General features: G+C 29.0%; 21 protein-coding genes. 14 read left to right on the top strand and 7 right to left on the bottom strand.

All coding sequences use genetic code 11. From position 1 onward, the window contains the following. The first annotated feature begins 229 nt into the window (after window positions 1-229). Entirely contained in the window at window positions 230-754 is a 525-nt protein-coding gene (locus tag EDC18_RS05590; RefSeq protein ID WP_243115069.1) for a DUF2179 domain-containing protein, read from the top strand. Between the two features lie 49 nt (window positions 755-803). Here EDC18_RS05590 and EDC18_RS05585 read toward each other — a convergent pair whose 3' ends face one another. Further along, window positions 804-1,466 carry an undecaprenyl diphosphate synthase family protein gene (locus EDC18_RS05585; protein WP_132251162.1) on the bottom strand — a complete coding sequence of 221 codons (663 nt, stop codon included), beginning with the start codon at window positions 1,464-1,466 and terminating at the stop codon, window positions 804-806. 153 nt (window positions 1,467-1,619) lie between these two features. Further along, on the bottom strand, window positions 1,620-3,113 hold the full coding sequence (locus EDC18_RS05580) for a DHH family phosphoesterase (protein WP_132251160.1): 1,494 nt from the start codon (window positions 3,111-3,113) through the stop codon (window positions 1,620-1,622). A 302-nt stretch (window positions 3,114-3,415) separates the two neighbouring features. Between EDC18_RS05580 and EDC18_RS05575 the strand changes: the two genes are divergently transcribed. The 3 genes from EDC18_RS05575 (at window position 3,416) to EDC18_RS05565 (ending at window position 6,390) form a co-directional block, all read left to right on the top strand. Next, the gene (locus tag EDC18_RS05575) at window positions 3,416-4,243 is read left to right on the top strand and encodes a CvfB family protein (protein ID WP_132251158.1); all 828 of its coding nucleotides are present in this window, start codon (window positions 3,416-3,418) and stop codon (window positions 4,241-4,243) included. Window positions 4,244-4,336: 93 nt separating this feature from the next. Further along, window positions 4,337-5,080 carry a LytR/AlgR family response regulator transcription factor gene (locus EDC18_RS05570; RefSeq protein WP_132251156.1) on the top strand — a complete coding sequence of 248 codons (744 nt, stop codon included), beginning with the start codon at window positions 4,337-4,339 and terminating at the stop codon, window positions 5,078-5,080. A gap of 44 nt (window positions 5,081-5,124) precedes the next feature. Then, complete coding sequence (locus tag EDC18_RS05565; protein ID WP_132251154.1) at window positions 5,125-6,390, top strand: sensor histidine kinase; 1,266 nt, start codon at window positions 5,125-5,127, stop codon at window positions 6,388-6,390. Here EDC18_RS05565 and EDC18_RS05560 read toward each other — a convergent pair. The 4 genes from EDC18_RS05560 to EDC18_RS05545 form a co-directional block, all read right to left on the bottom strand. Then, entirely contained in the window at window positions 6,382-6,528 is a 147-nt protein-coding gene (locus tag EDC18_RS05560) for an AgrD family cyclic lactone autoinducer peptide (RefSeq protein WP_132251152.1), read from the bottom strand. The two genes, EDC18_RS05565 and EDC18_RS05560, sit on opposite strands and share 9 nt — an antisense overlap. Continuing rightward, window positions 6,515-7,090, bottom strand: a complete 576-nt coding sequence (locus EDC18_RS14940) for an accessory gene regulator ArgB-like protein (protein ID WP_132251150.1) — start codon at window positions 7,088-7,090, stop codon at window positions 6,515-6,517. The genes EDC18_RS05560 and EDC18_RS14940 overlap by 14 nt, the downstream gene beginning before the upstream one ends. Before the next feature lie 440 nt (window positions 7,091-7,530). Further along, window positions 7,531-8,721: an MFS transporter gene (locus tag EDC18_RS05550; protein ID WP_132251148.1), complete on the bottom strand. Its 1,191-nt coding sequence runs from the start codon at window positions 8,719-8,721 to the stop codon at window positions 7,531-7,533. A 60-nt stretch (window positions 8,722-8,781) separates the two neighbouring features. Then, window positions 8,782-9,315: a hypothetical protein gene (locus EDC18_RS05545; RefSeq protein ID WP_132251146.1), complete on the bottom strand. Its 534-nt coding sequence runs from the start codon at window positions 9,313-9,315 to the stop codon at window positions 8,782-8,784. A 193-nt stretch (window positions 9,316-9,508) separates the two neighbouring features. On the opposite strand from EDC18_RS05545, the gene EDC18_RS05540 reads away from it, so the two are divergent. After that, window positions 9,509-11,596: a sensor domain-containing protein gene (locus EDC18_RS05540; protein WP_132251144.1), complete on the top strand. Its 2,088-nt coding sequence runs from the start codon at window positions 9,509-9,511 to the stop codon at window positions 11,594-11,596. A 112-nt stretch (window positions 11,597-11,708) separates the two neighbouring features. Here the strand turns inward: EDC18_RS05540 and EDC18_RS05535 are convergent, their stop codons facing one another. Continuing rightward, window positions 11,709-12,185, bottom strand: a complete 477-nt coding sequence (locus tag EDC18_RS05535; protein ID WP_132251142.1) for a DsrE/DsrF/DrsH-like family protein — start codon at window positions 12,183-12,185, stop codon at window positions 11,709-11,711. A 103-nt stretch (window positions 12,186-12,288) separates the two neighbouring features. On the opposite strand from EDC18_RS05535, the gene EDC18_RS05530 reads away from it, so the two are divergent. The 9 genes from EDC18_RS05530 (at window position 12,289) to EDC18_RS05490 (ending at window position 22,677) form a co-directional block, all read left to right on the top strand. Next, entirely contained in the window at window positions 12,289-13,563 is a 1,275-nt protein-coding gene (locus EDC18_RS05530; protein WP_132251140.1) for an ATP-binding protein, read from the top strand. Window positions 13,564-13,869: 306 nt separating this feature from the next. Continuing rightward, window positions 13,870-14,844: a diaminopimelate dehydrogenase gene (locus EDC18_RS05525; RefSeq protein ID WP_132251138.1), complete on the top strand. Its 975-nt coding sequence runs from the start codon at window positions 13,870-13,872 to the stop codon at window positions 14,842-14,844. A gap of 562 nt (window positions 14,845-15,406) precedes the next feature. Further along, on the top strand, window positions 15,407-15,973 hold the full coding sequence (locus EDC18_RS05520; protein ID WP_132251136.1) for a hypothetical protein: 567 nt from the start codon (window positions 15,407-15,409) through the stop codon (window positions 15,971-15,973). Between the two features lie 38 nt (window positions 15,974-16,011). Beyond that, window positions 16,012-16,500 carry a hypothetical protein gene (locus EDC18_RS05515; protein ID WP_132251134.1) on the top strand — a complete coding sequence of 163 codons (489 nt, stop codon included), beginning with the start codon at window positions 16,012-16,014 and terminating at the stop codon, window positions 16,498-16,500. A 160-nt stretch (window positions 16,501-16,660) separates the two neighbouring features. Next, window positions 16,661-18,130, top strand: a complete 1,470-nt coding sequence (gene gltX / locus EDC18_RS05510; RefSeq protein ID WP_132251132.1) for a glutamate--tRNA ligase — start codon at window positions 16,661-16,663, stop codon at window positions 18,128-18,130. Between the two features lie 109 nt (window positions 18,131-18,239). Further along, window positions 18,240-19,166, top strand: a complete 927-nt coding sequence (metA, locus tag EDC18_RS05505) for a homoserine O-acetyltransferase MetA (protein WP_132251130.1) — start codon at window positions 18,240-18,242, stop codon at window positions 19,164-19,166. After that, window positions 19,163-19,966, top strand: coding sequence for a M55 family metallopeptidase (locus EDC18_RS05500; RefSeq protein WP_132251128.1), 804 nt, complete (start codon window positions 19,163-19,165; stop codon window positions 19,964-19,966). The genes metA and EDC18_RS05500 overlap by 4 nt, the downstream gene beginning before the upstream one ends. A 316-nt stretch (window positions 19,967-20,282) precedes the next feature. Then, window positions 20,283-21,128, top strand: coding sequence for a pirin family protein (locus tag EDC18_RS05495; RefSeq protein ID WP_132251126.1), 846 nt, complete (start codon window positions 20,283-20,285; stop codon window positions 21,126-21,128). 19 nt (window positions 21,129-21,147) lie between these two features. Continuing rightward, window positions 21,148-22,677 carry a serine hydrolase domain-containing protein gene (locus EDC18_RS05490; RefSeq protein WP_132251124.1) on the top strand — a complete coding sequence of 510 codons (1,530 nt, stop codon included), beginning with the start codon at window positions 21,148-21,150 and terminating at the stop codon, window positions 22,675-22,677. The last annotated feature ends 156 nt before the right edge of the window (window positions 22,678-22,833 follow it).

Raw genomic sequence — 22,833 nt, 5'->3', positions numbered from 1 at the left:
AAAGTAACAATTACTTAGTAATAATTACCAAAAAAAACAAATCTATTCTATTATATCTGAAAAAAATAGTTTTGTCATTGCAATTTCATCAAATATAATATTGTTGTGAACCAATTGCTTATTAAAACTTGGTTAATGGTTATAATTATGATAGAATAAAAATATCTATTGGTTACAAGATTTAGAATAATTGACTACCTTAGGTCATTTCTATGAAGGAAGTGTTTTTATGCTAGTAAACATTTTAATTTATCTTCTCATTTTTGTTGTTAAAGTCTTTGAAGTTACATTGGCAACAACAAGAATTGTATTGATTACAAAAGGCGAAAAACTAAAAGGTGCAATTATAGGGTTTTTTGAGGTTATTATATGGATTATTTTAATTTCTACAGTTTTAGCAGATGTTACTTCTGATCCATTTAAAGTTCTTATTTATTCCCTTGGTTTTGCAGTGGGTAATTATGTTGGTACTATTTTCGAGCAAAAATTAGGATTTGGAACGGTTCGTTTAGAAACCATTGTGAAGGAAGAAGATGGTATAAAACTTACAAAAGAACTTAGAGACAATGGATTTGCAGTTACTGTTGTACTAGGTGAAGGAATGCATTATAAAAGACATGTTTTAATAATGCATATAAAAAGAAAAAGAACTGAAAAAGCAATACAATTAATTAGAAATCTTCAACCAGATGTGGTTATAACTGTGAATGAAGTAAAACCTGTCTATGGAGGTTATGGATTGTTTAAAAAATAAAAGGCTATAATATGCAATAGAAAGCCCACAATTTTTGTAGGCTTTCTATCTATCCACCTAAGGTAACGTCTTGAGTTTGGTACCAATCTAATGCTTTGTATAAGTGATCTGATTTAAAATCAGGCCAATAGTCATCGAGTATATAAAAGTCTGAGTAAACAGATTGTACTGGTAAAAAGCCGCTTAATCTTCTTCTTCCACCCCATCTTATTATTAAATCTATTCTAGATATATCTGAGGATGCAATAGTATTGTATAAATTTCCTTCTTCATTCCTTTCTTTTGTTTTTGAATATTCAAGGTCCCAGTGCCATCCATAATTTACAAGAAAATTAATATTTATAAGACCTTTTCCAAAAGAAACACGTTTGTTAGCAAAGGGTAATAAGTCTTTTGGGAAAACGGTAGAATCAGTATTACCAATAACCAAAAGGTTAGCATCTCTATTGGCTAATTTTATAACGGCATCAACACAGGCTTTTTGAAATGCTTCAGTTTGAATTTTTGGACGTTTTGTATTGTCTTGAGTAAAGCCATAAAAAGTCAATTCGTTAATCCCTAATTCAAGACAAAGTTCATATAGATTAAAGCCTGGGTCAATACCAAATTGGTAACCTTCATGCTTTCCTTTGTTTTGATCACTTGCCCATCTTCGATTACCATCAGGAATGATACCAATATGTTTAGGAAGTCTTTTGAAATTTGTATTCATTTTAGCATCCTTTCTATTTCATTATCCATTAGTATTGAAATTTATCTAGATTATTATCATCTCAGGAGGGATTTATTCTATAAAAATACATATAAATATCAATTACTTAAAATAAAAAAACAATAACCGCAATGCAATTATTGTTTTTTATTATTATACTTTTGTGTAATTTAATTGTAGCCCTTCTTTAGTTATGATATATACTTGTGAAGGATTATCTTTATCAATGGCAATATAATCTTCTTTGCTACCAGACATATATTTATAACTATCTCGTTTGGTAAAGAGTTTTATATTTTTGTTTAATTTCTTTATATAAGCATAAGATTCATTTCTTGGAATACAAGACTTTGCATAGGATTTTAAGTTAATAATTTCATTACTTTCAATAATTTTAACTGAGGGAAAATAGTCAATATCTAAAGTAAAGGGCTCATCAGTAGGCAGATATTTATTCTCAAACTCATTTTTAGTAATGGGAGATACATCTCCATTCAGATCGATCATTAAATAAATATACTCAGAAGAATAAATATCAATGTCACCTTCGATGGTTCTAATTAATAGTGGTGTGCCTTCGATATAAATCATTGAGGATTTAACATAACCAATAGAGATATTATGCTTTTTATAAAGCGTCATTTCCTTATAATCCATATTTATACTATCACTAAAAAGAATTTCATAGCTGTCATAATAGGATTTAATTCTATTTAAGAAGAAAGAATCAATATTAACACTAGGATATTTATCAGTATAGCTACTAATGTTTATAAAGCCTCCAGCTTTTTCCAAGTGACCACCTCCCGAACCAATATTTTCACATAAATAAGAGGCCATATCACTTGCCATAATTTCTTTAACACAACTACGAACAGAAAATTTATAACCATTTGCAGACAAATTATAAACAATACATAAATCAATAGTATTCACTTGTAAGGCAAGGTCACTAATAAAGCCTAAAATATTAGGGTCACAAGGATGGGCTTTAAATATAGCAAAATTATAGGTTGGGTCGTGAAAACATTTTATAAGGGCGATACCGGCAATTTCTAAGTCGTTAAGTGTAAGGTTAGAGTTTTTAAGTTTGCGAATTAAATTATAGTCGTAGTAGATATTATCCCTCATATCTTTATCTAAGGGGTGGGATATCTCAGCAAAATTATTGGTATCACAAAATAAACCATAATATAAGGCAGTAGATACATTTTGATGAAGGTTTATATCGAAGCCTTCATCTCTTAAAAGATCCCATACCAAAGTAGAGCAACTCCCTAAATAGGGTCTGATTTCGGATAAAGGTATATTAGCAATCTCTACTTGATGGTGGTCAATAATGGCTACGTTATTAGCGATTAATTTTTTCACATTGCCTGCACCGTATTGACAATCTATAGTTAGTAATAAGCCATCTATTTGTAGTTCTTTAACGTATTCAATGGGAATATTCAATGCTTCAATCATATCTATTAAATTAGGCTTTGATATAATGAAACGGCCACTATAGATTAAGCGTACTAATTTATTATGACTTTTAAAATAAGTATATAATGCAAATCCAGATGCAATTGAATCAACATCAGGGTTATCATGACATTGAATTACAATAGTATCAAATGCCAGAAGGGTAGTTAATTTTAACATAGCAATCACCTATTTAGTTTAAGAGTTTTATTATTGTGAATTATGAATAAGGAAGTGTGTATAAGTGTATTATAGCATTACCTAAATTCAATTGCTATGGTGATAATTAGTTTGATTCCATAAATTAGAGGATGGTAGTAGATTTTTGGGTGAAAATGTAATAAAATGGAACATAAGACTTATAATTTGAAGGTTAAATAAAAAGTATAAGAAAGATAAAGATATTTTTTGTCATAATATTGATTTATATAATCGAATAAATATAGTTTTTAACTACCATAATAATTTAGAGGTGATAAAAAATGATAGCGTTAGGACTTAAACAAAAATTAATAATCAACAGAAAATCAGAAATAGGGGTTTATTTAACAGATGATAAAAACTCACAAGAAGTATTGCTGCCTAAAAAACAAGTGCCAAGTGATATTGCAGAAGGGGACGAGATTGAAGTCTTCATATACAAGGATTCAAAAGATAGAATAATCGCTACAACAAATGAGCCTAAAATATTTCTGAAGGAAATAAAGGTTCTAAAGGTTGTTGAAGTAACACCTATTGGTGCATTTTTAGATTGGGGCTTAGAAAAAGATCTATTGCTTCCATTTAAAGAACAAACAGTAAAGGTAAAAGAAGGTAAAGAATATCCTGTAGCATTATATATTGATAAAAGTGATAGGCTATGTGCAACTATGGATTTGTATAAGTATTTAGAGAGTCAATCACCATATGATAAGGATGATGCTATTAAAGGAAACATATATGATATTAAAGAAAGCTTTGGGGCTTTTGTCGCAATTGATTTAAAATATCAAGGGCTTATTCAAAAAAATGAACTTATAAATCTAAAAGTTGGAGATGAAGTTGAAGGTCGTGTAACAGAAGTCCGTGAAGATGGAAAATTAAATATTAGTTTGCGAGAGAAAGCATATTTGCAAATGGATGATGATGCAGACATGATTATTAAAAAATTAGAAGCCAATGGGGGACAATTGAATCTGAGTGACAATAGCCCTCCTGAGGAAATAAAGTTACAATTAAATATAAGTAAAAAAGCATATAAAAGAGCAGTTGGACGCTTATTAAAAAATGAAAAAATTAAAATTACTGAAAAAGGCATTGAATTAAAGTAAGAAAAAATTGATATTAAGGAAAAAATATTGAAGTTTATGAAAACCAATGATAAAATTATAACAATAAATAATTAAGTTTTTTTGGGGGAGAACATGATTAATATATTGGTTGTTGAAGATCAAGAACAACAAAGACGAAAGCTTGTAAGAATACTAAGACAAGCCAAATATGAAGCAAATATTTTTGAAGCAGCTACTGGTAAAGAAGCTGTGAAAATATTCAATAGCCATAATATAGATTTATTTTTTTTAGATATACAATTGCCTGATATATCAGGTTTGAAAATTGCAGAAATAATAAGATCAATTCCTAAGTATGAATTAACTTTTATGGTTATTATAACAACGCATATTGCATATCAATTACAATCATTTAAGCAGTATCATTGTTATGATTTTATAGAAAAACCTTATGAATCAAAAGAAGTTATTGAAATTGCTAATAGATTGCTAAAAGGGATTAAAGTAGATGAGCCATCAAAAGAAGAGGATAATATATACTTTAAACTTAAAAATTGCATTATAAAAGTAAAAGTTGATGACATACTTTTTATAGAATCACAAAAAAGGAATTGTATTATACATACAGTAAATGGGTTACACATTGTTCCTAATATGACCATGAAAGATATTTTACAAGAGATTAGCAAAAGTTATTTTATGAAAACGCATAAATCTTATATTATTAATATAAAGAAAGTCATTGAGGTGGAAAAAGTCGATAGAAATTCTTGGTTAGTATATTTTGTTTCCTATAACCAACCTGCTTTTATAAGCAATAATTTTAAGGATGCTTTCTTAGAACAACTTGAATCTGAGAAAAAGAAATATAATTGAATTATGTCTAATAAAGAATATTAATGTGAAAGGAAGAAATAAATATGAAGGGATGGTATTATCCAACCTTATTTACTTTTTTAGAAGCATCATCAATCTTATTAGCCTGGAGTGCACTTAATGATAGTGTAAGGCATGCTGCTTTTATAAAGAAATTACTTTTTCCCATTACTTTTGTACTATTAAATGTCACCCTTTTGGTTATAAATCCAGAGGTATGGATAACAATTTCAATGAATTTTTTTGTCATATTTCTTTTCTTTATTTATGTGTATCGAGTGAATATTAAAAACCTATTTTTTGAGTTTTTCTTAGCCCATGCAATGGTAATTATCCTACAAGTATTTTATACATATATATATTCATTTTTTACAGTAGAGAATGATTTTTCAAGAGGGTTAACTGTTAATTTAGGACTATTGATTACAATGTATTTTATAGATAAGAAAAATTTGTTAAAAAGCATACAAAGGCTATATATAAAATATACCCAATTGACATTAAGTATACTTTTGAATATTTTCTTATGTGCGTTAATATCTATGGCAATATGGAGAGTGGATAGAGGGTTTATGATTACATACTTCCCACTAATTATAGTTATTATTATATTATGGGGCATTATAAATTTTTACTTTATGTTTCAACGAGTAAAGATTATACAACAAAAAAAGGTAATTAGTACACATGAAACCTATTTGCCTTATTTGGAAGGCCTAGTTGATGAAGTAAGACAAAGACAGCATGATTTTAAGAATCATCTTAATGTAATATACGAGTTTGCTGAAGAGGTGGCTTTAGATACAAATAAAGAAATGAAAGAATACCTTGATAAACTAATTAAAAGGGATAGGCCTATGGACTATTTATTAAATATTAATGATAGCATATTAACAGCAATCATATACAACAAAAAGAATGTTATTAAAGAGAAAGGTATTAATTTTGATTTCAAAATAAATGATTATATACCCAAGTATCCATTAGAAAAGTATGAAGTTGTAGAAATATTAGGGAACTTATTAGATAATGCTATGGAAGAGATAGAAAATATAGGGAATATAGATCATAAAAATATTGCTTTAACATTAGGTACTTATGAAGATAAAAGTATAATTGAAGTAAAAAATACAAGAAACGCAAATAAACCAATAGAGTTAGATAAAATATTTGATAGAGGTTTTTCTACTAAGGAAGGAAAAAATCGTGGATATGGCTTATATAACGTGAAAAAAATAGTAAATTACTACAATGGTAAAATTGAACTTTCCTTAGATAATGAAGATATAATTTTTAGACTTTTATTTTAAAAGGCTTTTTGGACATTTGGTTTCACCGTATAAAAACATACAAGGTAAGTTGGATAAAGCATTAGCTAATATAATAAAAAAACCAGCAATACCAATCAATAGTTTTTTAGTGAACAATTTTTTCTTATACTCGTACATGGTTTATCCTCCTTCCAAGGATTAGTTGTAATGAATGAATTGACAAGGTTAGAAGACCTGAAGTAAAAAAAGTATTATTTTTTACAATTAAATATAATATTCCAACCCAAAGTAAGGTTATGATAACAGAAGTATATTTTGCTCGAATAATTCTTTGATTATATTTAATTGGACGATAATCAGATGTTACTGGTGAGTATATGTAAATAATAATGATACTCATAAGGGTTAAAAGACAACTTGTAAAAACAGATATATTATTAAAATATTGGGGAACTAGCACCGTAATTAGGAAAAAACCAAGGCTTGTTATAAAACACCCTAAAGTAGTTTTATTATGTAATCCTCCGGAATACAATCGTATGCTAACTAAAACAGCGAAAGAAAATAAAAATAAGGGGATTTGGTTAATCATATGGAAAAGGAACAACAATGTTGCAATTTTTATAAATTCATTTAATACCACTTGCATACCATATTGCATTTTTCTTAAATCAACATGATTAATAATATTTTGTTTATAGATGTTATAAGTGATTAGATTTATTAATCGGTTTGTCATAGTTTACCAACTTTCGTCTGTATATATTGAATTATATATCGATACGAATAAAAATAAATGCTTTGGAAATAAAACACGTATCTGTTGTAATAAAAAAACATAAAAATACATTTTGAGAACATAAAAATACACTTTGATGACAAAGCACTTTTCAAAATGGTAAAATATGATATAGTAAGATTAGGTCGGCCAATAAATAAGAGAATCTAGTAATAGGGGAGCGGTAATTCAATACATATTTCTAGAATCTAGCTTATAGTATAGTAGTGTGAAAAATGTGATATATATATAATGAAAAGGGATAGTTATATATATATTAAAATGAATTTGCAAATTTATGACCTCCAACAGTTTTAAATGTAAGTAAATAAGAGCGGGTATCTTAAAAAACAAAACAAATAATTGCCAAAAAATAAACCTTCTATATAAAAATAGAAGGTTTATTTTTGTGCTTTTGCAGTACGGTCCCATATAGTTAATTTTCTTAGAAAGATTAAAGCCAAAACAGGAGCGCTACCAATAAATAATAAAAAATAATTAAGAACACGATCATTCGATATAAAAGTTAATAAAAGAATAAGTGTTGTAGCACTTAAAACTCGCCCCAAGCATAGGTTTATTTCTCTTCTTATTATATATTCTGTTCTATAGCTTCTTTCTTTGGATTGATCTATAATATTAAAAGTTGCTGAAACCACTGGAACTGTAAAAAAGGGCATTGATATTGCATCAATAACAATAAAAACAATGATAAATGTCATATTAATATCAAAAACCAAGCCTAATACGGAGAATAATAAAAACAATGCACCTGTATGAAATGAAAACCATCTTCTCTTAGGTTTGATTAATTTTTGTTCTGCTACAAATGCTAGTGAAGATAGAATATGAGCAAAGAGAGATAATTTTCCAAGGGATAAAATACTATTTGTTGTTTTAAAAATTAGAATACTAATTAAAAATAAAATAACCACATCTCTTAATCCCCATAAAGTAATAGATTTTCTAATATGGGTCCAATCTTTATTGTCATTACTTAAGATTTTTTTGAAATCCAGAGTATCTCCATAGTGTTCAGTGGTAAAAAAGAAACTTATAATTATAAGGAGACAAAAAAGAGTTAATGAGATACCAAAAATAATAGAATAGCCTATAAATTCTTCACTTCTATCGATAATAAAGGCAGCAGAAAAAGGAGCAATTGCACTTGATATACCAGCTATAGCACCATTTAAACCATTAAAGGTATCCCTGTTTGAGGGGGAAGTAAAATCAAAACTAAGGGTATGGAATGCTAGCCAATAAAAACCAGCAGCAAGACCAAATAAAATTCCAAATAAAGAGGCATAGTTTGGAACATCATGTTTAAAAAGTAAAATGAGTATAAAAAACAGAATAAATAAAGAAATACCAATTCTTAAAGGCCAAGTACCATTTTTTCTTTTTGATAACCATCCGGCTAAGATGAAAGATACAGGGGCAAAAATATAATGCATTAAATTATAGATAGCTACAAGTACAAAATCATTGGTTTTTTTCCATAAAAAAATATTCACAAAAACATTAGATAATCCCATAGCTAGTGTGAATAGACCACTAATAACAAGTAGAATAATTACCTTTTTAGACATTATTAACTCCTTTATATAAGTTAGTGATAATAGTTAGTGTTAACAATTAATCAGTAATTATTACTTGTTTTGAGAAGAAAAAACTCTGCTTTTTAATTTGTAAGCAGCTAAACTTCCTAATAATCCAAGGAAGTATATAATAAATAAAAGAATTATTAATACTTTATAAGATATATAGCCAAACATATTTGATCCAGCTGTTAAATAGGTTGTAACATAAAAAGAAGTCAAAGTTGCATACACAGGATAAATAGAGGATGTTATCACAATTGTATATTCTTTATTTAGTTTTTTAAAGAGGACAAATCCAGTTAAATCAGTTAACAAACCAGATGAGATTATTGCTAATCCCATAAAAATACTTATATAAGACAATACTAAAGCGAAGACAACATTAATCTTAGTAAGCAATCCAAATTTCCTAATTTTTGCTAAAGGAAAATAAAAAACAAAAGATAAAAAGGGCGCAAGTAAAACAAATCGATTCCCAGGAATGGCTAATGCACTACTCAAAGAATAGAGGACAAAACCGCCAACAAATAGTATAGAAACAGTAATAGCTGAATAAGTAAGTGCAATAATTTTTTGGTTCATTTTTCACCTCTTAAATTTAGTTATGTATATTTAAAATACCATGGCATAATAAAGCTGTCAAAAGTAAATCTTTGTTACACAGATATAATATTAAGATAAGACATAAATTGTTCATTTGACAATAATTCTTTACAGGGGGATAATATACATGAAAGAAATGTAAAATTGTTGCCTTTAAGGAAAGAGTGGTAAGATGTCTTTAGGTATAGATAAAAATAATGTTAAAAAAGAACTTATAAAGGAATTGGGATTTGATAATTTAGAAGAAATTATAGAAGTGATTTTTGATATTTCTAATGTAGGAATATGTGTGACAAATGAAATAGGCATGTATGAACTTGTAAATGATCACTATCTTAATATATATGGTTATACTAGAGAAGAAATCATAGGGAAGTCTTTTACAATTGTAGCACCTTCAACTGAAAAAGAAAGACTTTTGATGGACCACAGAAAATTTATTAATGGATATGACATTAAAGAATCAGAGCTTAGATGTATCAAAAAAGATGGCACTTATGTAGATACTTTTATTAAATCAAAACGAGTGATACAAAAAAATGGGAAGAGATATAGAATTACAACTGTTACTGATATTACAACCAGCAAAAAGATTGAAGAAAGACTGGCTTTAGTTTCTAGTGTTTTAGAAAATGCAACAGAAGGGATTATTGTAACGGATAGAGACTATACAGAAATATTATATGTTAACGATGCCTATCTTAACATTACAGGATATACAAAAGATGAAGTTATAGGAAACAAGTCTACTTTACTCAAATCAGGAATGCAAGATGTACACTTTTATAAAAAAATGTGGGAACATATAAAAAAAGAAGGTTTCTGGCAAGGAGAGTTATGGGATAAAAAGAAAAACGGTGAATTAATAGCAGTTTCCCTTGTCATACTAGAAATAAAAGGTAAGGAAGATATTATTCATAATTATGTAGGGATATTAACTGAATTAACAGAACAAAAAAAGATTGAAGAAAGGGTTCAATATTTATCTTCACACAATATTTTAACCAATTTACCGAACAGATTTATATTTATTCAAAAAGTTAATGAAACAATCCAAGCAGTTAATTCAGGAGAAACATCAAAAGAGATTATTATAATCACTCTTGATATTGATAAACTCAAGTATGTAAACGATACCTATGGTTACAGTATGGGGGATGAATTATTAAAAGAAGTTGCCTATAGATTAAAGAAGAACTTAGATCAAAGGGTTCTAATTTCTCATTTTAATGAAGATACTTTTGGCTTGTTAGTTGTTCAAGAAAAAAATAATTGTGTAGAAATTTTGGTGAATAAAATTAAAGAAGTATTTACTAGACCCTACATTATTAATGGAAATGAAATAATTATCAGTTGTGGTATAGGCATTAATATATACCCTAAAACAAATCAAATGCCTAGGGATGTAGTAAATAATGCAGAAAAAGCTATGTTAGAAGGAAAAAAGCTTGGAAGGAATGGAAGTTGCTTTTTTACTAAAGAACTCAATGATAAACTTTCTAGAAGAATACAATTAGAAAATGATTTAAGATACTGTGTGGAAAAAAAAGAATTATTTCTTGAGTACCAGCCTCAAATAGATTTAACAACGGAAAAAATCGTTTCTGCAGAGGCATTAATTAGATGGAATCATCCTGTTTTTGGTCGTGTATCACCTGGAGAATTTATTCCGTTAGCTGAAAACACAGGAGATATTATAAAAATTGGTGAATGGATTTTTCAAGATGTCTCTAATACATTTCAAAAACATAAAAATGTACTAAAGGATTTGGTTATTGCCATTAATTTAAGTACACATCAGTTAAGAAAAAAAAGTTTGCTTACATTTATTGACCAGTTAATACTAGAAGAAAAAATTAACCCAACAAATATTGAACTAGAAATTACAGAAAGTGCTATGATGGATAATATGGAAGATAATATTAATAGACTTGAGAAAATACGACAGAGAGGTATTAAAGTTTCAGTAGATGACTTTGGAACAGGTTATTCTTCTCTAAGTTACTTATTAAAACTTCCCATTCATAAAATTAAAATAGATCGATCATTTATTAATGCATTGGATACGACACCGGAAAGTGGGATCATTATAAAAACAATTATTGATATGTCTCATAACTTAGGGTATAAAGTTATAGCAGAAGGTGTAGAAACGAAAGAACAAATTGAGTTTTTAAAGAAAAATAATTGTAATGAAGTTCAAGGATACTATTATAGCAAACCTATAAAAATAGAAGAATTAATGGGTCGTTTAACTTAGTTTAAAGATTTATTAACTTAATGAAGCTTATGCCTCTTGCTTTATCAGTGGCATAAGCTTCATTGAAAGTATGATTTTCAAATCCTTGCAAGCAAGTTTGAAAATCATACTTTCAAATGAACAACTGGATATCTGAGTCTAAGGCATCTTTTAAATAAGTGGTGGAGTCAGCTATAATTGCTTCTTCTATTAATTCATCTTGTGTTAATCCCATAACTTCTACAGATAATTTACAAGCATAGAATTTTACATCTTTTTTTCGGGCACCTTTTAAGAAAGCACTTAAAGGGGGTGCATCATCCTCCTCCATCATTTCTGTTAGCATTTTTTTACCAATGCCTGCAAAGTTCATTTTAGACAGTGGCAACTCATCAGGACCTTTTGGTGTCATTATGCCAAACATTTTTTCGTATAAAGACTTTTCTTCAACCTTTATTGAATCAGGTTTTCTAATTAGACATAATCCCCAAAAAGCGCAAAAAATGGTTACATCTAAGTTCAAATCTTTAGCACTATTGGCTAAGATAAGGGCAGCCAGTGCTTTATCATAATCCCCACTAAATAACAATAGATTCATTCTTTTTTTCAATTTTAATCAGCTCCATATATAGTCTGTTTGTTGTAAACAAAAACCTTATAACTTATAATGGTTGTATAAAGGTAAAAAAATACAAATAATAGGAGGTAAAATTATGGAAAAAAACAAAGAGTTACATCTAATAATCTATAATAAATTTGAACAAGACCCTATAATAAAGAAACTTATAACCTTAAGAAATGACGAATTAGATTATGAAAGTATTAAAATAACTTATTTTGAACTCTGCAGGGGGCTAATTGAAGAAGGTAATAAGAATAAATGGAATGGTAATCTATTGTATAAATATATAGCTTGGTGCTTATTAAATGAAGAAAATGTCTTCTCCCTAATGTATGAAAAGACGGAGAGAAAAGAAAAGGAACCTATTTTGGAGATGGTTCAAAATGATATAAATACCATAAAGGAATTGCTGAAGATAGATTATGTTGGGATAGATAAAAAATTAAATACAAACTTATTAAGTAGTTTGTTTCATTATAATTATAATGCAGAGATAAAAGAAGAAGATTATTTCAATAAAGTATATGAAGAATTGAAAAACGGTACAACTAAGTCAGTGGTACAGTCAATAATTGAATTTTATTATAATGTTGGTGTAGGTCAATTTGCTTGGTACAAAGGATTTAGATGGAGTGAAGAGGGCATTAGTCCAATTGAAGCAATAGAAGAACATAAATTTATTGATCTAATTGGTGTGGATCCTCAGAAAAAGAAGGTAATGAAAAACACTGAATCTTTTCTAGAAGGCAACAAAGGGAATAATGTATTATTATATGGAGATAGTGGAACAGGAAAATCTTCAATGATTAAAGCAGTCCTTAATGAATACCATGATAAAGGTCTAAGAATGATAGAAGTTTATAAATATCAGTTTAAAGAACTTCCAAATATTATACGTACAATTAGAGAAAGACCATATAAATGGATATTGTTTTTTGATGATTTATCTTTTGAAGATTTTGAAATTGAATACAAATATTTAAAAGCAATAATCGAAGGAAGTTTAGAAAAAAAATCCAATAACATTCTTATATATGCCACTTCAAATAGAAGACATCTTATAACAGAAAGTTGGAAAGACAGAGTAATGGGTGAAGATGAGGTTCATACGAATGATACTATGGAAGAAAAACTATCTTTATCTGAGAGATTCGGGTTATCCATTATGTTTTTGACAACAAACCAAAAACAGTATTTAGAGATTGTTAAAGCAAAGGCTTTGAAAGAAAAAATAGATATTGACGATGAAAAATTATTAAGATTAGCCCTGCAATGGGAATTACAACACGGCAGTTTTTCAGGTAGGGTTGCAGAGCAATTTATATATACCCTAAAAGGTAAAGAACATATTAATTATAAATATTAGAAAACATCTTAGTATAACGCCATCTGGAAATGAGGATAATAAATGTGATTCATAAAGAATATAAGGTTCAGTTTTAAGGTGAATTGCATAAATTGAGATTTTAGAGTAAGAAAAAAATTTGAATGGAGTATTAAAAGTTTAAGAATTACAAGAGGTATATAGGGATTCTTGTGTGTGGATATTCTTGCAAGTTTAATGAGCAGAAGTTTCAAATGAAAGATTTGAAAACTTATAAATTAATTTTTGCATAATTTGATAAAATATGGTAAAATGAATTTGTTATATTTAAATGGAGGAGGAACACAAATGAGCAAAATTAAAATTGGAATTGTTGGTTACGGTAATTTAGGTAAAGGCGTTGAAATGGCTATAAATCAAAATGATGATATGGAATTAGTAGCTATTTTCACAAGAAGACAACCAGAAGAAGTTAATGCAAGTTGTAAAGTTGAACATATGTCCGATATCAGAAAATATAAAGATGTTATCGATGTAATGTTACTTTGTGGTGGGTCTGCGACAGATTTACCAGAGCAAGGACCAGAATTAGCATCGGTATTTAATACCATTGATAGTTTTGATACACATGCCAAAATCCCAGAATACTTTGCAAGTGTTGACGATGCAGCTTCTAAAGCTGGTACATTAAGTCTTATTTCAACAGGTTGGGATCCAGGATTATTCTCTTTAAGTAGAGTATTAGCAGAGTCTATTTTGCCGGAAGGTAATGAATATACATTCTGGGGTAAAGGAGTTAGTCAAGGACACTCTGATGCCATCAGAAGAGTTGAAGGCGTTAAAAACGGTGTACAATACACAGTACCAATTGATAGTGCATTAGAAAAAGTAAGATCTGGATCAAACCCAGAGTTTACAACTAGAGAAAAGCATTTAAGAGTGTGCTATGTGGTTGCAGAGGATGGTGCAGATAAGGCTAAGATTGAAAATGAAATCAAAACTATGCCAAACTACTTCGCAGATTATGATACAGAAGTTAACTTCATTACAGAAGAAGAGTTAAAAGCAAATCATTCAGGAATTCCTCATGGTGGATTCGTTATTAGAACAGGAAAAACTGGAGAAAATACAAAACAAAAAATTGAATTCAGTTTAGAATTAGGAAGTAATCCAGAATTCACAGCAAGTGTTTTAGTTTGCTATGCAAGAGCAATCTATAGATTAGCAAAAGAAGGCAAAACTGGAGCTGTAACTGTATTTGATATTCCTTATGGATTATTATCACCAAAAAGTCCGGAAGAATTAAGAAAGCATTATCTATAATAAAGATACAGTCCTTTTGAATAAATCCTATATTCAAAAGGACTTTTTCATATACTAGGAAATTACTACTTTCCTAGTATATGAAAAAATTATGATTAGAAGGGCTGCATTTTTCTCACTTGTGAGAAAAAGCTTGATGCCCAAGAACAAATTGACTTCACTAAGTTGTAATCGGTTTTAGATGTGACGAAGTCACTTTGTTTTACCTTAGAATTAGCATATTTTTAATGTAGAATATAAAAAAATCATTCAACAATTTAAAGTATTTATTAAAAATGCACAGCTATTATATATTTTTAAGAAATGCATTAAAATCAAATGCTGAAATTAATCAAAAATGATTATCTAAATAACAAAAGAGTAGAAAGATCATTATAAGGTAAACATTGTTTTACAATATGTAGAGATAATACACAATTAGTTATTGAATATTTAGGGGATTAAAATTATGAAACTTATACTTGTGATTTTGTGATAATAATATTTAAAACCTATTGAAAAGACAATCTATTTATGATAGTTTAAAATTACAGGGAGATAATAATTTAGAGGAGTGATTATTATGAAAAAAGGCTTTTTTAGTTTTGTCCTAAGTTTAATTTTAATACTTAGTTTGAGTTTTTCTTCTTATGCATCTACAAATACAGAAAATGTAATTGATGATAATAGTTCTATCGTTCAGATTTATGAAGAAGGAATGGAAATAACTGAATTAGAAGAAGGTATATTTGAAGTTAAATTCCCATTAATAAAAACGGAAAAATCAGAAGATATTGTTAATCAAAGTGTTGCAGTTGGTTCGATAACATTTACATTATATGGATATACTAACAATATTCAGAATTTATATAATGTTGTTTATGTGATAAGAGCTAGTGAACCAGTTAATGGGATAATGGGAAATCTTACGATAACTAATACGAGTATTTTATTTCCTACAACTTATTTTCAACAGTCTATTAATAGATCTTTTCCAGCGACAACATTATATTATGGAGACGCAGGCAATGTAGTCATACCATATGAAGTTAAACAAGTACGATTAAATTTTAGAAATTCAAGAATGTATTTTTTATCTTATGGATGGACATCTGGAATTAATCTTTCAAGTTTGCACAATGTAAATTAGTTAATCAGATCTCCCTGTTTAATAGAAAGGATAGAAAAATGAAAGAAAGAAAAAAAAATGAGTATGAAGTATATTTGCTAAATAAGTATAAAAATAAGATTTCAAGCAATAAAAAAGGTATCTCTGAAATACTAAAATATTTGGAGTTGAAATTTTCCTTAAAAGAAATTGATAACCATTCTACAAAGTACAAAAGAATAGTAGAGAATACAAAAATGAATGCATTAAATTGTGAAAAAAACAAAATAAAAAAGAAATCATATAGTGAATTAAATATTATACCTTATGAAGTTATTCAAGATATTTCAAGTGAAAAGTATTATCAATCAATGATAAGCAACTCTAATAATGAACTTATATATATTATAATAGAAACACATACAGAATACATATATTGTAATTGTGATATGTTATTAAAAGAATTGTATGTTTATCAAGGGATTACAAATTTTGATATAGAAAATGCTACTACAAATTTATTTTTTTATTTACGTTTAGTAGATGAATTAAAAAAAGAAAGTTTCTAGTTAAAATGCACTGGTAGATTTATTCACTTCTATTTCATAAAAATATCTTCCTATCAGTAAGGAAAATACCAAATATGAGAAAATTGGAAGAGTACGGTTGTAAAAAATAGGAAGATTGTATATAATAATGTGAAGAATATAGTAAAATAGGAGTGTTTATATGAGCAAAACAGTTAGAACTCGATTTGCACCCAGTCCAACAGGAAAAATGCATGTAGGTAATCTAAGAACGGCTCTTTATGCCTACTTAATTGCCAAACATGAAGCGGGGGATTTTCTTCTTAGAATTGAAGATACAGATCAAGAAAGATATGTAGAAGGCGCAATTGATATTATTTATAACACATTAAAAAGAACTGGGTTAGTCCATGACGAAGGTCCAGACAAAGATGGTGGTGTAGGGCCTTACATTCAAAGTGACAGGCAAAAAGCTGGAATCTATACGGACTATGCCAATAAATTAATAGAAAAAAAAGAAGCCTATTACTGTTTTTGTACAAAAGAGCGTCTTGATGCCTTAAGAGAAGAAAAAGATGTAAAAAAAGAAACCTTTAGATACGATAAAAAATGTGTTGAATTAACAGCAGAAGAAGTACAAGAGAATATCAAAAAGGGTATACCATATGTTATTAGACAAGATAATCCTACAGATGGAACAACCACCTTTGAAGATGAAATTTATGGAAGGATTAAAGTAGATAATTCCGAATTAGATGATATGGTATTAATTAAATCAGATGGATTTCCAACATATAACTTTGCCAATGTAGTAGATGACTATTTAATGGGCATAACCCATATTGTTAGAGGGAATGAGTATTTGTCTTCATCCCCAAAGTACAATAGATTGTATGAAGCTTTTGGTTGGGAAGTGCCAACATATGTTCATTGTCCTTTAATTACCAATGAAGAACATCAAAAATTAAGTAAGAGAAGTGGACATTCTTCATATGAAGACTTATTAGAACAAGGATTCCTAACAGAAACCATTGTAAATTTTGTTGCATTATTAGGATGGAGCCCAGAAGGCAATGAAGAATTATTTTCATTAGTAGAACTTGTGAAAAGATTTGATTATAAAAAAATCAATAAGTCGCCTGCTGTTTTTGATATGAAAAAATTAAGATGGATGAATGGTGAATACATCAAAAAAATGGATTGTGAAGACTTTTATAAAATCGCATTGCCATATGTCAAATCAGTAGTTAAAAAAGATCTTAATTGTAGAGAAATATGTGATCTTGTTAAAATGAGAGTAGAAGTTTTAACTGAGATACCTGAGCTTTTAGATTTCTTAGATGAGTTACCAGATTATGAAATTGATTTATACATTCATAAAAAAATGAAAACAACACCGGAGTTATCCTTACAAGTGTTAAATGTCACCATTAATCTTTTAAAGGCTCAAGAATATTGGACAAAAGATTCCTTACATGATTTAATTATGGATTTTGCAAAAGAATCAGGAATGAAAAATGGACAAGTTCTTTGGCCACTTAGAACAGCCTTATCAGGAAAGCCAACATCACCAGGTGGCGCATTCGATTTAATGGAGATTCTTGGCAAAGAAGAATCTTTGTGTAGATTAGAAGTGGGTATAAAAAAATTACAAGCTGCAGTGGCGCAATAAAATAAGTATTTTGAGACAAAGTGTGCCTTGCACACTTTTCTTGAATTATAATATTTTTTCTTGTATAATGAATTAAGATTAAAACTTGTGATAGAAAAGGTGAAGAATAATGCCAATTAAAATACCTAATAACTTGCCTGCAAAAAAAATATTGCAGAATGAAAATATTTTTATAATGGATGAAAATAGAGCAATTCATCAAGATATTCGTGAATTACAAATCCTTATATTAAACCTTATGCCTTTAAAGCAGGAAACAGAATGTCAGTTATTAAGAGTTCTCTCTAATTCTCCATTACAAACAGAAGTTACTTTTATGAGTCCAAAAACATATACATCAAAAAATACATCACAAGAGCATTTATTTAGTTTCTATACTACTTTTGATAAAGTGTGTCATAAAAAATTTGATGGTATGATTATAACAGGGGCGCCAATTGAACATTTAGAATTTGAAGAAGTGAGTTATTGGGATGAATTAAAAGCCATTATGAAATGGTCAGAGCATAATGTAACTTCAACACTACATATTTGTTGGGGTGCTCAAGCAGGGTTATACTATCATTATGGCATAAAAAAACATTCAATAGATAAAAAAATGTTTGGCGTTTTTAATCACCAAGTATTAGATCCTCATACCCCTCTTGTTAGAGGATTTGATGAGGAATTTTTCGCACCTCATTCGAGACATACGACAGTAAAAAGAGAAGACATAATAAAGAATGAGAAGTTAGAAATAATAGCTGAATCTGAAGAAGCGGGCGTTCATATGGTTATAGGGGATGACGGTAAAAATATTTTTATCACAGGACATTCAGAGTATGATGCTCATACCCTTAAAAATGAATATCTTAGAGACGTTTCCAAAGGATTAGAAATTGAGATACCATTTAATTACTTTGATGGTGATGATGTTGAAATGAGGCCAAGAAATACTTGGAAAGCCCATGCCCATTTGTTGTTTAGCAATTGGCTAAATTACTATGTGTACCAAATGACGCCATACAAAATTGAAGAAGTTGGTGAATTTGAGTGAAATTGTTTATAAGTGCAGATATAGAAGGGGTAACAGGTGTTACAAGTTGGTCTGAAACGACTCTTGGAAAGTCTGATGCCACACCTTTTATAAAACAAATGGAAAAAGAAGTTAGTGCTGTAATAGAAAGTGCTTATGAAAAAGGATTTACTGAAGTGGTTATAAAAGATGCCCATGATACAGGTAGAAATTTAGATATCAATCTATTCCCTGAACATGTAAATGTAATAAGAGGATGGAGTGGACACCCGTTAAGTATGATTGAAGGTATCGATAACTCATTTGATGCAATTGCTTTTATAGGGTATCACTCAGCTGCATCGAAAGGTACTTCTCCATTATCCCATACATTACATGTAAGTAAATTAAATAGCATTATAATTAATGGTGAACTTGCAAGTGAATTTTTGATTTTTTATTATGCTGGTTTATATTTAGGAATTCCAACTGTTTTTGTATCTGGTGATAAAGGGTTGTGTGAAGAAGTAAATAGAGTTAATGACAATATCATTACTGTTTCCACAAAGGAAGGAATGGGTAAGGCAACAATTAATGAAAATCCAAAGAAAGTACTTAATAATGTGAAAGATGCTTTTGGAGGATTGGTATTTTCCAAGGATAGATTTATGGGTAAATTGCCAGAGTTTTTTGATGTTGAAATTAGCTTTAAGAATCCTTCACTTGCGTATTGGGCAGGATTTTATCCAGGTGCAGAACAAATAAATGATACGACTATAAAATATAATACAAAAAATTATATGGATGTACTAACATTATTTAGTTTTTTGGTTAAAGAGTAATTTTTCATTTTTTAATGGGATCCGTTACATGTATTTTAAATATATGTAGGGATCCTATTTGTTTTTTTATGTAAGTAATCTGTAATAGTAGAGGAAGGGTTATAAAGAATTGATGTTTGACGGCAAAAGGAACAAATGCTAGAATATTATTATAAATATTATTATTTGAATCAATTAATACATAATAATCAAGATGAAAAAACAATTCTAGTATTAGAAGATGTGAATATATTAAGGGGAGAGGATAAGGGATTTAAAATTAGAAAGCGGTCAAAATTTTAATTCGAACTCGATGATTGTATAAAGGAGGATTTTTATGGAAAACTTACGTACAATTAATAAGGTAGTAACAGGAAAGAATCAAGTAGATGGTGCAGGTGTAAAATTGGTTAGGGTTTTTGGTTATAACGATGTTAAGGACTTTGATCCTTTTTTAATGCTTGATGGTTTTGATTCTAATAATTTTCAAGATTATATCAAAGGGTTTCCTTGGCATCCACATCGAGGAATAGAAACAGTTACATATCTAATCGAAGGAAAAATAGAGCATGGAGATAGTTTAGGGAATGAAGGGGTTATCTATAGTGGCGATTGCCAGTGGATGACTGCTGGAAGTGGCATAATTCATCAAGAAATGCCACAACCAAGTGAGAGAATGCTAGGTGTGCAGTTATGGTTAAATTTGCCTAAAAAGGATAAGATGACCCAGCCTGAGTATAGAGACATTACTGCTGATCAAATTCCAGTTCTCGAAGAAGAGGGAAGTACTGTTCGAATCATATCTGGAGAATACAAGAAAACAGAAGGTGCCATTCAAGGAGACTATGTAAAAACACTATTTCTACACATTGATATTGATAGTAATAAAGAATGGTCTATAAATATCTCTAAAGATAATACTGTTTTTATTTATATTGTAGAAGGGGAATGTTCTTTTGATAAAGATAATAATTTTATAGATGAAAAAAGTGCAGTTCTACTTAATTATGATAGTGAAAAACTTTATATAAAAGCAGGAGAAAAAGGGGCAAGAGTACTAGTTTTATCAGCAAAACCATTAAATGAACCTATTGCATGGGGCGGTCCCATAGTGATGAATACAAAAGAGGAATTAAAACAGGCATTTAAAGAGATAGATGAAGGAACTTTTATTAAAAAGTAAGAAAATAAGGGGATAGTATATGAAGCGGAAACTTGTTATTTTTTTGATATTAATTTTAACCATTACATCATTTTCAGCTACCTTTGCTCATAAGGGTACCACAGAGATAAATATTAGCATTGATGGCAAAACAGTTCTATTTCCTGATGAAAAACCTTTTATTAATGCAGATTCAAGGGTCTTAACACCAGTAAGATTTGTTGCAGAAGCATTAGGTGGAGAGGTAAAGTGGTTAGAAGATACAAGCACAGTAGTATTAACCATAGGTTCAACAGAAATACGGTTTAATATTGGAGAAAGTATAGCAACAGTGAATGATGTAGAAATATCTTTTGATACATCAGCACAAATTATTAATAGAAGGACTTATGTACCTGTCAGATTCATAAGTGAAGTATTAGGAAATGAAGTAGAGTGGGAGCCTAGTACTGATACTGTGTTAATTTTTACTAAAGAACATAAGACATTCCTTAGTGATAGTGAACTTGAAATATATCATAATTTAAATGAGTATCTGCGAGCATTAGAGAGCAATAGAAACTTTAATGGTTCTGTTTTAGTTGCACAGAATGACAATATCATTTTATCCAAAGGGTATGGAAAATCAAACATTGAAAAGAACATAAGCAATACATCAACTACCAAACATCCAATTGGCTCTATCACTAAACAATTTACTGCTTTTGCAATAATGCAATTGTATGAAGAAGGTAAGATAGGGTTAGATGATACACTTTCAATGTACTTTCCTGAGTATGGAAGGGGAGATGAAATAACGATAGAACATTTATTGGTGCATTCTTCTGGAATAATCAATTACACAGATTATCCAAGTTTTTATTCTTTGAAGCCTGAAGAGATGGACATAGAAAACATTATGGCTCTTTTTGAATTAGCACCATTAAAATTCGAACCAGGTACAAATTGGAGTTATAGTAATTCTGGGTATTTATTACTTGGGTATATTGTTGAAATGGTAAGTGGAATGTCTTTGGATATTTATTTTGATGAAAAAATATTTAAACCATTAAATATGGCAAATACAGGTATTGCATATAAAAACAGTGAGAAAATGTTTGATTCTATTGGTTATACAGGTAATTTAACATTATCACCAATTAGTGATCGTGGTGTTTTATCAGGGGCTTATGGGGCAGGTTATCTAATTTCAACAGTAGAGGACCTTTATCTATGGGATAGATCTCTAAATACAGAGGAACTTATTAGTAATGAAATTAATGAGATGATTTTTCATTCCTATATGCCTATACAAAATGATATAGGATATGGTTTAGGATGGTTTATTCAAGATCATAATGAATTAGGAAAAGTAGCTTTTCACGGTGGTAATGTTCCAGGTTTTTCAGCTTTTATTAGCAGATTTTTTGATATAGACTTGGTAATTATTATTACAACGAATCAGAATGCATATGAGGTTGAAGCTCTTTTTAATCAATTGTTTCTTATTGTTTCTGGGGTAGAAGTTCCATTGCCAGAAAAAAAACAAAATTTGCTAATAGAACCCACAAAAATCTTTGAGCGCCTATAGGTTTTAAAAGGCTCATTTGAAAATGTTATAAAAGTGAATTGGTTTAATAAAGTTGGCATATTTTTTTATAATTTACAAGAAAATTGTATTGACAAAAAGAGATGTCAGTTGTAATCTATAATTAGTATTACAATGGTAATATTAAATTAAGGAGGT

Source organism: Natranaerovirga pectinivora, assembly GCF_004342165.1.
Lineage (GTDB): Bacteria > Bacillota > Clostridia > Lachnospirales > DSM-24629 > Natranaerovirga > Natranaerovirga pectinivora.
This window is presented reverse-complemented; position numbering and strand designations above follow the sequence as displayed.

Coding starts and splice junctions, on each gene's coding strand:
- EDC18_RS05575 (WP_132251158.1), top strand. CDS start 3,416: ATGATAGCGTTAGGACTTAAACAAAAATTAATAATCAACAGAAAATCA.
- EDC18_RS05565 (WP_132251154.1), top strand. CDS start 5,125: ATGAAGGGATGGTATTATCCAACCTTATTTACTTTTTTAGAAGCATCA.
- metA (WP_132251130.1), top strand. CDS start 18,240: ATGCCAATTAAAATACCTAATAACTTGCCTGCAAAAAAAATATTGCAG.
- EDC18_RS14940 (WP_132251150.1), bottom strand. CDS start 7,090: ATGACAAACCGATTAATAAATCTAATCACTTATAACATCTATAAACAA.
- EDC18_RS05495 (WP_132251126.1), top strand. CDS start 20,283: ATGGAAAACTTACGTACAATTAATAAGGTAGTAACAGGAAAGAATCAA.
- gltX (WP_132251132.1), top strand. CDS start 16,661: ATGAGCAAAACAGTTAGAACTCGATTTGCACCCAGTCCAACAGGAAAA.
- EDC18_RS05490 (WP_132251124.1), top strand. CDS start 21,148: ATGAAGCGGAAACTTGTTATTTTTTTGATATTAATTTTAACCATTACA.
- EDC18_RS05585 (WP_132251162.1), bottom strand. CDS start 1,466: ATGAATACAAATTTCAAAAGACTTCCTAAACATATTGGTATCATTCCT.
- EDC18_RS05590 (WP_243115069.1), top strand. CDS start 230: ATGCTAGTAAACATTTTAATTTATCTTCTCATTTTTGTTGTTAAAGTC.
- EDC18_RS05550 (WP_132251148.1), bottom strand. CDS start 8,721: ATGTCTAAAAAGGTAATTATTCTACTTGTTATTAGTGGTCTATTCACA.
- EDC18_RS05540 (WP_132251144.1), top strand. CDS start 9,509: ATGTCTTTAGGTATAGATAAAAATAATGTTAAAAAAGAACTTATAAAG.
- EDC18_RS05520 (WP_132251136.1), top strand. CDS start 15,407: ATGAAAAAAGGCTTTTTTAGTTTTGTCCTAAGTTTAATTTTAATACTT.
- EDC18_RS05515 (WP_132251134.1), top strand. CDS start 16,012: ATGAAAGAAAGAAAAAAAAATGAGTATGAAGTATATTTGCTAAATAAG.
- EDC18_RS05545 (WP_132251146.1), bottom strand. CDS start 9,315: ATGAACCAAAAAATTATTGCACTTACTTATTCAGCTATTACTGTTTCT.
- EDC18_RS05530 (WP_132251140.1), top strand. CDS start 12,289: ATGGAAAAAAACAAAGAGTTACATCTAATAATCTATAATAAATTTGAA.
- EDC18_RS05525 (WP_132251138.1), top strand. CDS start 13,870: ATGAGCAAAATTAAAATTGGAATTGTTGGTTACGGTAATTTAGGTAAA.
- EDC18_RS05580 (WP_132251160.1), bottom strand. CDS start 3,113: ATGTTAAAATTAACTACCCTTCTGGCATTTGATACTATTGTAATTCAA.
- EDC18_RS05570 (WP_132251156.1), top strand. CDS start 4,337: ATGATTAATATATTGGTTGTTGAAGATCAAGAACAACAAAGACGAAAG.
- EDC18_RS05560 (WP_132251152.1), bottom strand. CDS start 6,528: ATGTACGAGTATAAGAAAAAATTGTTCACTAAAAAACTATTGATTGGT.